The sequence below is a fragment of the Leptospira fluminis genome, from assembly GCF_004771275.1.
GTDB lineage: Bacteria > Spirochaetota > Leptospiria > Leptospirales > Leptospiraceae > Leptospira_B > Leptospira_B fluminis.
The window spans coordinates 85,327-99,025 of record NZ_RQEV01000010.1 but is presented as its reverse complement, the minus strand read 5'-3'; the positions used below and the strand labels follow the sequence as shown (position 1 = coordinate 99,025).

Below are 13,699 nucleotides of genomic sequence, written 5' to 3'. Positions count from 1 at the left end.
GAAAGGGTAAGCTTGGGAAAAAAAAGGCACGCCCCTTTGCGACAGAAGTTAGATCGGATCGCTCTTGTTTACCATCCGGAATATAATATGGACTTGGGCGCGCATGTGTTTCCCGCACGCAAGTACGGGATGATATATAATCAAGTCAAGGAAGATTCTAGGCTTTCTAATCTTCCTGCATTGCAACCTTCCCCGGTCGGACCTGAGGAATTGTCCTTGGTCCACACTCCCGAATTTCTTTCCGACTTCATGAATCTTCGTTATACGGACAGGACCATGTATTCCGAATTACCTTTGAACCGGGAAATCGTGCGTAGTTTCTGTCTTGGAGTGGGGGGAACCATTCTTGCCACCGAGTCGACCGAGAACTACAAATACGTGTATCATATAGGCGGCGGCTTTCATCATAGTATGCCCGATCGAGCGGAAGGTTTTTGTTATCTGAACGACGCGGCGGTCGCTACCAAATTATATCTCCAAAAATATCCCGATCGAAAAGTGCTGTACGTCGATTTGGACCTGCACCAAGGAAACGGAAACGCGAAAGTCTTCAAGGAGGATCCGTCAGTCTGGACTTTTTCCATGCACCAAGAGCATTTGTACCCTAAAAAGGAACAATCCAGTTTGGATGTTCCCTTGGAAAACGGTACGAATGATAAGACGTATTTGAAAGCTCTGGAAGCCGGGCTATCTCAGACGAGAGCAAATTTCAAGCCGGATTTGATCTATTATTTCGCGGGCGCGGACCCTTTCGAGGACGATTCTCTGGGAGATCTAAAATTGACCTTTGACGGATTGAAAAGAAGGGACAAGATGGTCAAAGAATTTGCCGATTCTTTGGATGTGCCCGTGGTCGTGTTGCCTGCCGGCGGATATGCCAGAAATTTTCACGATACGGTGAGGATTCATTTCAATACGATACGAGTGTTTGCGTCGCTGATTTAAGAATGAGTATTTTTTCCAATTCCGACAAATCCGGTAACGGCCAAAATTACATAGACCCTGACGCTCTCGGTTTGATCGACATCAATCGAGAGTTTAAAACGCATTTAGGGATCGAGGACACCTTATTCAACCGCTTCTCTAAGGAGGACGTGAACGATCTCCTTGTGCAGAGCGGGATGTTCGAACTGTTGGCGTTGCGGGGATTTTACGAGACGAAATTGGAGATCCAGGGGATTTCGGAAGTGGATAATCGGATCTTCATTAAAACTCCGAACGGGGCGGTTTTAGTCCACATGAGGCTGAAATTTTCGGATTTCAGTTTTAAAAAAATCGGTGAATCCTTTCCGATGATCTATATAGATTGGCTATTAAGTCAGAACGTCCGTCTCGGAAAATTGAAGGAAAAAAAAAGATTATTCGAAGGTCAGGAGTATCCGGGATTGAACGTGATGAATGAGATCACGATTTTTATCCGTCTATTGGCTAGTAAGATCGGGGCCGCAGGCGCCTTTAATATCCCGGAATACTTTCATGACGCGGTCCTCTTTCATAAGAATTTTCGATTTTTGAGTCCCGAAAAAGAGGGCGAATTTAGGGCTCTTTTACGCTCTTTCCGGAAGGAAAACCTCCGCTCCCTTTCCGGGGCCATTCATTCCGGACAGGTGGTCGATGCGGAAACTTCGAAAGTATACAACTGGACCTACGGCGAAATGGTCTCTTGTATAAATAACTATTTGGAAAAATCCTTGTTCGACCACGAATACAATTCTACCGTTGCAAAAATTTCCAACACGAAGGAATTCTCCAGGATCAAAAAATGACCTCACTTTCGATAAAGCCCGAAATTCTGATCATCGATGACGATCGCGACGTAGGGGAAGCACTCGAAATTCTGTTGGTAAAGTTGGGATACAATTCGACTTTTTTCGATTCCGTGGACAGGGGAAAGGAATACTTCGAAAAGGAAGCCAATCCGATCGTATTTCTGGACATACACATGCCCCGTACCAGCGGATTGGACGTGCTGCCCTACTTTAAAAACCTAAGTCCTTCCACACAAGTGATCATGATGACCGGCGAAAGGGACATCAACGACGTAATGACCTCCCTGACCCACAAGGCCTCGGATTTTCTTTTAAAACCCTTTTCGCTCCAGACGGTGAGGATCGCCGTCCAAAGAGCCCTGGATTACTATACTCTGGTGAAGGAAAAAGAGGCTCGGGAGGAAAGTATACTAAGAGACCTGCGATTGGCCTCCAAAATACAGAGAAAAATCCTTTCCGTTCCGGATTTATCGCCGTATAAGGTGCTGGTCGATAATATTCCCGCGTCCTTTGTCAGCGGGGATTTTTACGTGCTATCCAGATCGAACGGCTCGGTGATGGCCATGTTAGGCGACATAGAAGACCATGGGGTCACTTCCGGATTGATAGGTCTCCTGATGACGAGCGTGGCCCGGGAAGCGTTCCGCGAAAAGGAGGATCCCTCGCACGTATTACGTAAAATGAATATGGAACTTTCCACCGAGATCGGCACTCACAGCCTGACTGCGGCCGCGGCGGTGATTCGACCCGACCAAAAAAAAATACGATATGCTAGAGGGGGGCATCCCTTTCCCGTTCTGTATAGGCAAGAAGGGATGGAATTGCTGAACAAAAAATCGGGTCAATTGCTCGGGATTATGGACGACCTGGATTTCGAGGCTCACGAGATTTCTTTTCAGAACGGGGACATTCTGTTTTTATACAGCGACGGCCTTCTGAATAATCTCTCTAGTCCTTTATTTGCCGAGTTGGAACAATTGAGAAAGAGGGATAGACCGATCGAGGAATTACAGGCGGCTATCCAAATATATTCCAAGGCGACATTGCCTACCCGGGAATTTCGGGACGATTCGAGTTATATTCTGATTCAGCTTTAGGAGCGCCTCTAATTCTCCGTGTTCGACGGTTCTTGTGATTCACGAGGAGAGGCTTTCGGAAAGGAACCTTTCCGAATATTAAAGAAAATAAGTTCGGGCAGAGAAAAAAACGCGGATTGTAGGCCGCTTTTGACTCTCGCTCCCTTATCGAAGGGAAGGGTGAAGATTCCGACGAATCCGTTGCCCAGTCCGAATCCCAAATTGATCAGTCCGTAAACCGGTCGGACCCAGATCACGTCGTCCGTGAAAAACAAAAAGTCAGAATCCTCCTCGTTGCTTTCGTAAATCGTAGAAGTCCGCGTGTTGGATTCCCTCAGGGAAACTTTCCAAGAGGATTCCGTTTTTCGCATGGATTCCAATTTTCTCTTCCGGAAGGATAGGACGGTCTCTTCCGATACGGACTTCCAATCGGCTTTGATTTTGTCGTATGCCGCAAATGGAATAAAGGCCAGGGAAGTCCGCGGATTTATCCTTCTTCCCAGCCACAATTCGTATTCCTTTTCGTTCAGAATGTCTTCGAAGGAGTCGAAGATTTCCGTCGTGCAGTTTTTCCGGATCAAACGGAAATCGTAGAGTTTTTTTAGGTTATTATAATATTCTTTTTCCCTTTTTTCGCTCAAACCCAACCGGGAGGACAACTCATCTCTCGAGGGAAGAGGAAAAGAGTAAGGGATTGCGGCCGGTAGGGACGGGTGCAGGATTTCGAAAGTATTACGCACGGATATTCCGCGTGAGAGTCCGGTGCGAAGTTCGAACGCGCGGTTTTCTAAATCCTCCCAGATCCGATACTTTTCCTCGTTCCATTCCGCTGCCGCGTTCAAATTTTTCCTGTATTCTATAGAGGCGGCGAACAATTCCCCCGAAGCTCGGTCCGTGGTTTCTTTCTGTTCCAATAACCGGTCGAAAGGTACGAAATCCGATCCTTGCGGAAAGGTGATCAAAAAAACGAGTCTGTCGGATCGAAGAGACTCTTCTATCGCCAGGATTCTCGCCAGAGAGACAAGAGCGCTCGGCCCCCAGTCCGCAGAATCTTCCTCCAGATTCGTTGACAAAGAGTTCAGAAGATCGTCCCGCAGTCCTGATAATTTCGATTTTTCTAATTCGTTGATACGATGGGAAACGGGGGAAAAAATCGTTTCCTTGGACAGACCATTCCCTTTTTCGAGCGTTTCCAGAAATGCCAACTTGGACAGTCGGGAAAGGAACCATTTGGCCGGCCCTCCTTTAAAAAAAGGATACTCTTTTCTTGTCGTGGCGGGGAGGGCGGGAAAATCGGAGAATCTTCCATCTTCTACCGCTTGGAAAAGTTCCTGCCTAAGGCGGGATCTCGTTTTGCCCAACCAATTTCCTCCCAGTCTTTCCCGTAAGAATCCATATACCGAAGAGGTTTCGTCCGAGTCGGATTCCTTCCCGAAATAACCCAGACTCGGTACGGAAACTTTCGGATTCCGGGAATGCAATCCGCGAAAAAAATCCGAATCGGAACGAAGTCCCTCCAGGTTGTTTAGATGTTTAAACTGTTGTAAACTATATCGTTCCAGTCCGTCCCGAAGTTTTTCCAGACCGCTTTCGGGAAGAGAGAGACTTACGATCCGACTGGTACGGTTCGAGTAAATATTATACGAATAGGAAAAATTCTCGTACGGTTCCCGGACGATACGGAAGATTTCGTCCGGATAATATTGGAAGTGATAAACGGTGTCCTGGAATCTTAAGGCGGAGTGTCCTCCGCTGGACTGGCCGGTATTTGCGTCCACATAAATGAAATCCAGTGGAACGTCTTTGGCGTCGATCGGGTAGGAAGAGGCAAGAAAAAGGATCGGAAGGAGAAGAAGGAAGGAAAAGCGGCCTTGGAAAGACCGCTTGTTGATAAGCGAACGGAACACCCTTAGATAGAGGCGAATCCTTTGCGTAGAGCGTTCGCAACTTTCGGACGGGTCAACGCAAATTCGTCCGCAAAACTATTGAATCTATCCGTTTCCACGCCCGCCTTTCTCATTCCTTTACCGATGGAGATGTACGTATCCTCGAGGGATTTCCAGTTATTGACTCCGTTTTTTCGCGCAACGGAAGCCAGGTCCGATTCGAACTCTTCGGAGACCAGGCCTCTGTTCAAATGAATGGCAGTGAGAGTTTCCACATCCTGGCGATACGATTTTCTTTCGTCCTTATCGCTGGAGGAAGAGGAGAAAATCGAGGCCGAGATGGATACGACGGACTTGGATAAGCTTTGGACGGAGTCCGAGGATTTAGACACGGATTGGGAGACGGAAGCGATAAAATCCAGTATGAAGCAATTTTGGAGCGCAAAAAGTGTGAAAACGACCGCTAGGATCCCTACGCTCTTTCTCAATGAATTCATTCGTTAATACCTCAATTATTTCCTTCGAACGAAAAATCCCAAAACGGAAGTTCCGATTCGCAGGGCCAATTTTGGTTTTTTTTTAACCGATCGTCAACTGAGTTTTCCTGAGGAAAGAACTACGGACTCCCACGGCTCCAGCCGGATCTTAAGGGATTTCCTTTTCGAGTCGATTTCGATATTCTCCACAAGTTGACCCGACCAATAATCGATCCTGCGATTTTTCTCCCAGGGAAAGCTCAAGTCCAATCGGATCTCCTTCGAAGTTTCGCTGGGGTTCCAGATTCCGAGAAAACCTGCGGGATTGTACATCGCCGCCGGAAAGAATTCGGAACCGATGCCGATGGGAATCGGAGTCTTATTCCTGCATTTGGATTGGAGGAAGAGCGTTTTTTTCAACAGATCTTCCCGCTCGGGGGAAAGCAATGCGAGCTCGTCCGAAACGAAAAGCATTCCGCCCGACAGCCCCATGACGCTCGCCATGATTCTGGTTTGCGCAGGGGTCATCTTGTTCTTTTTGTCTCTGACAAGAAGGCAGTCCGGGTCGTTTAACCAGAAGTTCCTGTGCATCGACGCCCTCGTAATATCGTTTATCAATGCACGTTCTGTGCAGAGCGCGTTCCGATCTCTCGCAAAAATCCGTTTCTTTTCGCGAAACCAAAACGGTGCGACGTCGCAGGAGATCCGCATCGCGTCGAATAGGCCGATCGAAGGAAGCATCGGAGCTCCGCAACCGAGCAAGAAAGTCTCCTTTCCTGCGACTTTCCGTATCAATTGTATCGCCTTTATGTACCGCGTATGAGGAGAATCGTTTCTGTCGTACGTCCATCCCGGGAGCAGCGCCGAATACAAAAAATCCAATTTCAGATATTCGAAACCGTATTCTTTCACCATCGTTCGGATCACATGGGCCAGAAACTCCTTTGAGGCGGGATGGGAAACGTCGAGCGTGTAGGTGGAATCGAATCCCCAAAGAGGATTCCATAGGGCAGGGACCGGATTTCCTTCCCTGTCCTTCAAGACGGCCTCCGGGTATTTTTGAAAGAATTTGGATCGTTTCCGGACCAAAAAGGGGGCTAACCAGATTCCGGGGACGAATTTTTGCGAGCGGATTGCGTCCGCCATAAGTTTCATTCCGCCCGGAAAGCGGTCGTTCGTTTCCAACCAATCTCCAATCTCGGACTGGTAACCGTCGTCTATCTGAAAGACTTTCAATCCAAGGTTCCTGGTTCTAAGTTCTTTCAAATTTTTTAATATTATTTTTTCCGAAATCTTAGTGTAGTAATGATACCAGGAGCACCACCCGGTCGGGGCCGGAGTTTGGGGAAGTTTCACTTTGAACGCCCTGCCCAATTCCGCGAAGTAGTTCTTTAGGAATAAGGATTCGTCTCCTTTGAACCTGGAGATTCGGATCGGAGTCAGGTGGAGCCTGTTCGTTTTAAAATCCTCGAATCTATGGATGTCGTAAACGACGCTGACTTCCGTACCCGGCAAGTCCTTTCCTGCTGATTCCCGAGCGACTTCGGAGGAGCGGACCCTGAATTTTACCCCTTCTTCTCCCTTTCCGATCGCCCCGGCGAAATAATTCTGCTCTTTTGCGGAGGAGGGAAATAAAAGAACGAACATCTCGGACGTCCAATCCCCCTTTTTTCCGGAATGGGGCGTGTATACGTTCTCCTGAGAATACTGCAGGAAGGAGAGTTTGGGAGATTCGTCCGCTTCCTCCCAACCCTGGCTGGCGGAAAGACTCCAGGATTGGTACCCGTGACGGAAAAAACGCCCGTGAGAAATTCCGTGCTTAGGCAATTCCAGCTCCAAAGTCAGGATTTCCAGACCGGCTTGGGGGCGTTTGCTCGAGACCCATTCCAGTTCGGGAAAAAGCGTGGTTCTCCCTCCGGATCTCACCGACTTCAGAGTAAATCTGTAGTTCCCGCAATCACTGAGAGTTTCTTTGGAATCTTCGGAACAACGGAATCTTGAAACGGAATGTTTTTCGTAGATTCTCGTGCGTAGATAAGCGTTCATTTCCGTCTCTCCATCCTTTTTTTGTCCGATGGCAATTTAGCGTTTCCTCGTTCCGCTCCTGTGCCTACGAAAAACGGCTTCGGGACGGAAACAAAGACGATAGTTTCCAAAAGTGGAAGGCGGAAAAGGAAAAAAAAGGAAGTTTACTCGCTTTAGGCAGGACGGAGCGGTACCTTGGTTTTATGGCATCGAATCGTCCCGCATTAAAACCGGATCTGTTTCCGGGAGATCTTTCCGAAGAAAGACTGAATGAATATCTCACCGACGACCGTCTCGCGGTCGATTGCGAAATGATGGGATTGAATCCTCGTAGGGATAGGCTTTGCGTGGTCCAAATCTGCGATTCCCGAAACAGAGTCAGCTTGGTACAGATTCTTCCCGAGCAGAAAGAGGCTCCGAGGCTGAAACGTTTATTCGAAAAATCGGATATTATTAAGGTTTTTCATTTTGCCCGGATGGATACCCTATTTTTGCGTTATCGCCTCGGTATAGAGACGAAAGGGATCTTTTGCACCAAGATCGCTTCGAAGCTCGCAAGAACGTACACGGATCGACACGGGTTGAAAGATATTATCCGGGAATTTTTCGACGAAGTGTTGGATAAAAAGAACCAATCTTCCGACTGGGGGGCGAAAATCCTTTCCAAAGACCAGATCGATTACGCCTCCGGAGACGTGATTTTTTTGATCGCTTTAGAGCAGAAATTGACGGGGATTCTATTACGGGAAGGTAGATTCGAACTTGCCCAGGAATGTTTCCGATGTCTGCCCGTCTTCAATCAATTGGATTGGTTGGAAATGGAAAATTTATTCGAACATTGAAGAAGAAATTAGGCAAAATCTTTCTCTGCCAGGCTTGCGGACAGGAATTTTCACGTTGGGCCGGAAAGTGCGATTCCTGCGGTAAGTGGAATACCATCCAGGAGGAGTCGACAGGGGATCGTTTTTCTTCCGCTCCCTCTTCGCTCCGAAAGAACGCGAGTTACAAACAGCCGATTCCGGTGGATTCCGTTCCGGAAGAAGATACGGAGAGAGTGGAAAGCGGACTCTCCGAACTGGATTTGGTGTTAGGCGGAGGTTTTGTTCCCGGAAGTCTGATTTTGATCGGAGGAGAACCGGGTGTAGGAAAGTCCACTTTGGTTCTCGAAATCAGCAGGCGCCTGGTTTCCCGAGGCAAAATGTTGCTTTATATTTCCGGAGAAGAATCCGCGTCCCAGGTAGGGCTGCGCGCTGCCCGTATGGAAGTACTTTCTCCGAATCTGCTGATTTCGTCGGAGACGTACGTGGAAAATGCGGGCGCAATGATAGAGGATCTGGAACCCGACCTGGTCTTCGTGGATTCCATACAGACGATGACACGAGAGGCCTTACCGAATCAGGCAGGAACGGTCACTCAACTCCGCGAATGTACACAACATTTATTGGAAACGGCTAAACGAACCGGAATTCCGATCCTCATGACCGGGCATATCACGAAGGACGGAGCGATTGCGGGACCGAAAATTCTGGAGCACCTGGTGGACACAGTGCTTTATTTCGAAGGCGATAGGCTGAATTATTTTCGTTTATTGCGGGCGGTTAAAAATCGCTTCGGTGCGGTCGGAGATCTGGCGGTTTTCGAAATGCACGGAAAAGGATTGAGGGAAGTAAAGGATAGACACCGAGTCTTTATCAGCTCCCTTACGGAAGGAAAGAGCGGTTCAGTGATCAGTGCCGTCCTGGAAGGAAGCCGCGCCCTCAGCGTGGAGGTGCAAGCGCTGGTCAGTAGAACGAATTACGCTCAAGCGAGGCGTATGGCGGAAGGGCCGGATACCAGGAGGCTCATCCTTCTCGCTGCGGTAATCGAAAAATACCTAGGTCACAAACTCTCGGAATGCGATATTTTCGGAAATTTGGCCGGAGGATTGCAGGTCGACGAACCCGCTTTGGATTTGGCGATATGCGCCTCGATTCTTTCCAGCTATACGGATCGTCCGATAAAAGGACGGATCGCAGTCTTGGGCGAAGTGGGACTTTCGGGAGAGGTTCGATCCGTCGGACAGATCTCCCTTCGTTTAAAGGAATTGAAGGGGATAGGAATGGAAAAGGTTTATATACCCTCGGGAAATCTTTCGGAGACGGAGCCGATCCAAGGTTTGGAATTGGTCGGGATCCAATCCCTTTCGGAATTAGAAGGATTGTTCCGGTGAATTCGAATCCGGCAAGAGCGGTCCTGTTCGTTTGGCTGCTCTTCGCTTTCGGGACTTCCAACCTAGTCGCCCAGGAAGCGGAAAAAGAAATCGATCCGCTGCTGAGGCAGCCCTGGTTTGGCGATCAGGAAAAAAAAGAGGAACTCCTTCACAATCGTCTCCAAAGCGCTTTCCGAATGAGTGCGCATTTCGTTTGGAAAACCGATTCGCGGGGTCGGAATTATCGTTTTTACAAGGACGGAAGAGCGGAATTCGTGTTGGATCGGGACTTTCGCGAAGTCTTTCCCAAAACGGAGGAGTTGGACGTTCATTATAGCGAGGCGGAAGCGCTGGAAAGACACGGGAACCCCTTTGCGGCAATTCGCTTATTAAAAGGAATGTCCGTCTGCTATCTTTTGCGGTACGGAAAAATGACCACGGAAGGAAGCAGGAAAACTTCCAAACTCCTGAGCGCTTACATGGACCGGTATTCGCATAAGGAAAAGGAGATTTCCAGGCTGACGGATCCGTTCGGTTGCATCCATGGAGGTGTGTTGCGCGTCCGGAGCACGGACTTCGCGTTTTCCTTGGATTTGGATTCGAATCTAAAATATCTTTTTCCCGACGAGGATCGGAATTTTTCGGGAGAGGATTCCGATCTGGTCTGGCAAGTGCATCGATTTTATCGAAATCTTCCGACGGAAACACTCCCGGAAAATTGGGAGAGAGAATATCGGAAAAACCGGGAAGGTCTTCTTTTTTTTCGCCCGGATAGAATCCTTTTTTCGATCGGAACCACTCTGCACTACCATCCTCTCGCATTCGATGCAAAAAATTATTACCTAGTGTGGGACGCTTTGCGCGGAATCAATTCCCGAACCATGCAGGAATGGGAATACAGGCGTAAAAAGGAAGGAGAAATCTATAGAACCACTTTGACCGTGACGACTCCCGATGGCAGAAAAATTCCGACCGTACTCCTGGAAAGGTTCTATCTTAGGGGAAGAAGGGGCATTCTTTTTTGTTTATCATTTCCGGAACGTTACGAAGCCGAAGCTAGAAAAATCTGGGATGGATTTTCCGATACGATTGTCGTAGAATGATCGGAATTCCGCGCTGTCGGACCCAAGGAAGTGATTTCGGATGATCGTTGCTCTCGTAAAAACTTGGGACAAAAGCCGCGGACCGAAGCCGGAACCTCCCTGGCGCCTTCTCGGTCTGGGACTTCTGTTTGTGAACGGAATGGCCGCCTTTTTTTTACCCGTAGGTATTTTCAGCGATTTCTCCTCCATTGTGGCGCTTTTAATTTTTCTTTTTCTCCCGTTTTTCTTCCTGGCGTTGCGGCTTACAAAAATCTATGGAAACGCGGTTTTCTTTGCCTTATTTTTAGGGTTCTTGGCCGGACCCATTTCCGCTTTGTATTTAAGCCATGCTTTCGGCTATTTTTTAGGGCTACATTTCGGAGGGGTCCGGGAACCCGGATCCTTGGCGGAGTTTCCCGGGGTTCGGATTTTCAGGATCGCGGATGCTCGGTTTCTGTACAAATACCAAGCCAAAAAAACCTCTGTGATCCGGCCGAAGGCGCCTGGTTCCATTTTAAAACCTTTGAATTTTCATGTGGTTCCTTGGGTTTCTTCTAGTTGGAAAGAGGGGGATCCGATCGAAGTTTGGGCCGCCTGTCCGAATTTAACGGAGCAAGTTTGTGATTGGGAAATCCAAAATACCGGGGTAGGGGAGTCCCTTTCCCGCTCTTCGCTTTACCCTTATTATCTGGAAGCCGTGGAGGAAGCCGGTCATCTACACGGGCTAAAAATTTCTCCCAAACCGAAAATCCTAATTCCTCTTTCCGATCCGGAGGCGGCGTTGGTTCGAACCGGAATTTACGGGATGTCCGGTCTGGTCGTTTTAAATTATCTCTGGGTCGTGGGGGTGGTGGTATGGAGGAGGAGGTGCTAGGTCCCCACCCTATTTTGGGCGGGGGCTGGTGTGGTGGTACCCCGAAAGCCCCACGACTTGGGACAGTTATCAGAATTCACCGGTTTCTACAAGAATGTTTTTTTAGCGGATTGCTGTAGGAGGTCCTACAAAGAATTTGTATTTAAAGGAGTGGCGGAAAAGAGAGAATTGTGATCGAGAAACGTTCGGCAATTGACCCTCGAGCCCGCCACCTCCTTGATTATGTATCCTTTCTTCTTTCTGCGGATTTTTTAAAGAAAGGGCTAAAAAACTTTTTAGTTGGCTAATTTTGGAACTTCGACTACCGATATTTATACACAGAGACGGGAGGAGAATTGGATTTTGGACTCGGAAATCCTGACCGAAAAAGTCGCCACGCAGAGTAAAAAATTTCTCGTGGACTTGAAGCGGAATGAAAACGGATACTACCTTAAAGTTTCCGAGTGGTCCAATAGTAAAAAATCCTCTATATTTATTCCGGCCGAAGGAGTCGGTCGAATGATAGAAGTACTTCGAAAGTTCCAAACTCTTATCGAGGATGGATCCGTCGAGGAAATGGATTTTCCGCCGTCTCGGAATTAGTTAGGATTGCACTAAATCGTTTAGGAGAATTTCTCATGGGGAAAAAGACGTACCTTCTCGCCACAGTTCTCTTTTTCTTGGCCCTGACCGGAACTTCCGGACAGCAGACCGGGGGAAACCAGAACCAAGGCCAAAACCAACAGGCGGGAGCTCCGGATCCCCTCGAGAAGATCATGCTCGAGAACTTCGAAGAGGCGGAAGACTGGAGAGCAAAGGCCACGACCCCGCTGGGAGAAACCAAGACCTTGAAAATGGTCCAGCGTGGATTGATCCGCGACGTATTCGACGAGAATACGGTACCGGACAACGGTGGAGATCAGATCGATAAAAATCATATCCTCGGAATCAAGACCTATTTTAACGACCGCGGTTTCGATCGGGTCGAAGTGTTTCCCCCTCACGAATATGTGATCAAAGGAAAGGCCCGTCAGGTTTCCATTTGGAGTCTCGGGAGAAAGTTCCGGCACACTCTTTTCGTGAAACTCCGGGATTATAAGGGAAAAACCCATAATATTCGCCTGGGTCGTTTGGATTACTTCGGATGGAGAAAACTTACCGCGACCGTTCCGGGTTTCGTTCCCCAAAGCACTCGCTTTGCACTTTTGGACAAGAATCTTCGCTTCGTATCGCTGTTTGTTACCAGCGACATCCACGAAGTAGGCGGTTCTTTTTACTTTTACGTTGATGATTTGGAAGTTCGTGCCGATAAATCTGATACGAAGTATCCCGGTTCCGAGATCAAAGACAACTGGTAATCTTCCCCTAGGAATTTACTCATGAGAAATTTCAGCAAAACTTTCAAAGCGACTGTTACGATCACTTTCGTAGCTTGCACGGTACTTCTCTTGGGAACCGTTAGCGCTCAGTTCATCAAGAAAAAGAAGGGCGGGATCGAAACCCCTACCGGTATGGACGTAAGCAGCATGGAGTTGCGCTCCATTACCGTAGAATCTTGGGACAATCCTGCAAACGGAGTCCCGTACGGCTGGGAAGTCACTACGGATAAGGATACTCAGGTTCCCCAAGGACAGGCGGCCCAGTACCAACCGACGGCTTCTAACGCTCAGGCACTCCGGGAGGTGAAACTCCTTCCGGGAAAACCTGGTGATATCAAAAACGTAGACGCGACCACTTCCAAGGTTTTGGGCGTGAAATTCGCGTTCACCTATCCTGGAGAAAATAGCGTAACTATTCGTCCCCCGAAAACGCCGGAATACGAAGTGATCCGTAAGATGGCATATCTGGATGCGAACAACAAACGCAAGGAATTCAAAATCTACGGAGTGGAATTCCCCGGGGTGGCTAAGGCCGTTTCCATTTGGGTTTGCGGTCGCGGAAACGAGTATGATTTAGAGGGCTGGCTCGAGGATTGGAAAGGAGATTCCCATATTCTCCAATTCGGATCTCTGGACTTTATCGGATGGAGACCATTGACTTTCGAAATTCCCCCATACGTTCCTCAGGACGTAAACTCTTATCCGCAAGTCAAAACCCTGGTATTCAAACAGTTCAAGATCCGTTCCCGTCCTGATACGAGCGGAGAAACCGTGTATCTTTTCTTCGACGAATTGAGAGTTCTCTCCGACGTATTCGAAGTCCACTTCGACGGAGCTTCCATCGATTTCGACGGAGACGATTGCCGTTCGAAACGCAAATTGGATAAAATGTTGAAGGTAAAAGCCGAGAAAGAATGCGAGGGCGGAACCGCTCAAAACAATAAGCAGTAAAATTTCCTTCGGAT

The 13,699-nt window shown here is 48.3% G+C and carries 13 protein-coding genes; 10 read left to right on the top strand and 3 right to left on the bottom strand.

The window, feature by feature from the left end:
- Positions 1-87: 87 nt before the first annotated feature.
- The 3 genes from EHO61_RS09270 to EHO61_RS09260 are packed head-to-tail and all read left to right on the top strand — an operon-like array spanning position 88 to position 2,866.
- Complete coding sequence (locus tag EHO61_RS09270) at positions 88-945, top strand: histone deacetylase family protein (RefSeq protein ID WP_167884850.1); 858 nt, start codon at positions 88-90, stop codon at positions 943-945.
- Positions 946-947: 2 nt separating this feature from the next.
- Positions 948-1,766 carry a hypothetical protein gene (locus EHO61_RS09265; protein ID WP_135813337.1) on the top strand — a complete coding sequence of 273 codons (819 nt, stop codon included), beginning with the start codon at positions 948-950 and terminating at the stop codon, positions 1,764-1,766.
- Complete coding sequence (locus EHO61_RS09260) at positions 1,763-2,866, top strand: PP2C family protein-serine/threonine phosphatase (protein ID WP_135813336.1); 1,104 nt, start codon at positions 1,763-1,765, stop codon at positions 2,864-2,866. Before EHO61_RS09265 ends, EHO61_RS09260 begins: the two co-directional genes overlap by 4 nt.
- 8 nt (positions 2,867-2,874) lie before the next feature.
- Here the strand turns inward: EHO61_RS09260 and EHO61_RS09255 are convergent, their stop codons facing one another.
- The 3 genes from EHO61_RS09255 to EHO61_RS09245 form a co-directional block, all read right to left on the bottom strand.
- Positions 2,875-4,752, bottom strand: coding sequence for a hypothetical protein (locus EHO61_RS09255; protein ID WP_135813335.1), 1,878 nt, complete (start codon positions 4,750-4,752; stop codon positions 2,875-2,877).
- 2 nt (positions 4,753-4,754) lie between these two features.
- Positions 4,755-5,228, bottom strand: a complete 474-nt coding sequence (locus tag EHO61_RS09250; protein ID WP_135813334.1) for a putative lipoprotein — start codon at positions 5,226-5,228, stop codon at positions 4,755-4,757.
- 93 nt (positions 5,229-5,321) lie between these two features.
- On the bottom strand, positions 5,322-7,253 hold the full coding sequence (locus tag EHO61_RS09245) for a glycoside hydrolase family 36 protein (protein ID WP_135813333.1): 1,932 nt from the start codon (positions 7,251-7,253) through the stop codon (positions 5,322-5,324).
- 182 nt (positions 7,254-7,435) lie between these two features.
- Between EHO61_RS09245 and EHO61_RS09240 the strand changes: the two genes are divergently transcribed.
- From EHO61_RS09240 to flaA1, 7 genes are all read left to right on the top strand, one after another.
- Entirely contained in the window at positions 7,436-8,074 is a 639-nt protein-coding gene (locus tag EHO61_RS09240) for a ribonuclease D (protein ID WP_135813332.1), read from the top strand.
- Positions 8,071-9,441 carry a DNA repair protein RadA gene (radA, locus tag EHO61_RS09235; protein ID WP_135813331.1) on the top strand — a complete coding sequence of 457 codons (1,371 nt, stop codon included), beginning with the start codon at positions 8,071-8,073 and terminating at the stop codon, positions 9,439-9,441. The genes EHO61_RS09240 and radA overlap by 4 nt, the downstream gene beginning before the upstream one ends.
- Complete coding sequence (locus EHO61_RS09230; protein ID WP_246032065.1) at positions 9,438-10,523, top strand: LIC10775 family protein; 1,086 nt, start codon at positions 9,438-9,440, stop codon at positions 10,521-10,523. Before radA ends, EHO61_RS09230 begins: the two co-directional genes overlap by 4 nt.
- A gap of 40 nt (positions 10,524-10,563) precedes the next feature.
- Positions 10,564-11,376 carry a hypothetical protein gene (locus tag EHO61_RS09225; RefSeq protein ID WP_210415328.1) on the top strand — a complete coding sequence of 271 codons (813 nt, stop codon included), beginning with the start codon at positions 10,564-10,566 and terminating at the stop codon, positions 11,374-11,376.
- 342 nt (positions 11,377-11,718) lie between these two features.
- Positions 11,719-11,958, top strand: coding sequence for a DNA-binding protein (locus EHO61_RS09220; RefSeq protein ID WP_135813330.1), 240 nt, complete (start codon positions 11,719-11,721; stop codon positions 11,956-11,958).
- A 35-nt stretch (positions 11,959-11,993) separates the two neighbouring features.
- Positions 11,994-12,713 carry a flagellar filament outer layer protein FlaA2 gene (gene flaA2 / locus EHO61_RS09215; RefSeq protein ID WP_135813329.1) on the top strand — a complete coding sequence of 240 codons (720 nt, stop codon included), beginning with the start codon at positions 11,994-11,996 and terminating at the stop codon, positions 12,711-12,713.
- 21 nt (positions 12,714-12,734) lie between these two features.
- Positions 12,735-13,685, top strand: coding sequence for a flagellar filament outer layer protein FlaA1 (gene flaA1 / locus EHO61_RS09210; RefSeq protein WP_135813328.1), 951 nt, complete (start codon positions 12,735-12,737; stop codon positions 13,683-13,685).
- Positions 13,686-13,699 lie beyond the last annotated feature (14 nt).

Coding starts and splice junctions, on each gene's coding strand:
- EHO61_RS09270 (WP_167884850.1), top strand. CDS start 88: ATGGACTTGGGCGCGCATGTGTTTCCCGCACGCAAGTACGGGATGATA.
- EHO61_RS09250 (WP_135813334.1), bottom strand. CDS start 5,228: ATGAATTCATTGAGAAAGAGCGTAGGGATCCTAGCGGTCGTTTTCACA.
- EHO61_RS09260 (WP_135813336.1), top strand. CDS start 1,763: ATGACCTCACTTTCGATAAAGCCCGAAATTCTGATCATCGATGACGAT.
- flaA2 (WP_135813329.1), top strand. CDS start 11,994: ATGGGGAAAAAGACGTACCTTCTCGCCACAGTTCTCTTTTTCTTGGCC.
- EHO61_RS09240 (WP_135813332.1), top strand. CDS start 7,436: ATGGCATCGAATCGTCCCGCATTAAAACCGGATCTGTTTCCGGGAGAT.
- EHO61_RS09245 (WP_135813333.1), bottom strand. CDS start 7,253: ATGAACGCTTATCTACGCACGAGAATCTACGAAAAACATTCCGTTTCA.
- EHO61_RS09225 (WP_210415328.1), top strand. CDS start 10,564: ATGATCGTTGCTCTCGTAAAAACTTGGGACAAAAGCCGCGGACCGAAG.
- flaA1 (WP_135813328.1), top strand. CDS start 12,735: ATGAGAAATTTCAGCAAAACTTTCAAAGCGACTGTTACGATCACTTTC.
- EHO61_RS09265 (WP_135813337.1), top strand. CDS start 948: ATGAGTATTTTTTCCAATTCCGACAAATCCGGTAACGGCCAAAATTAC.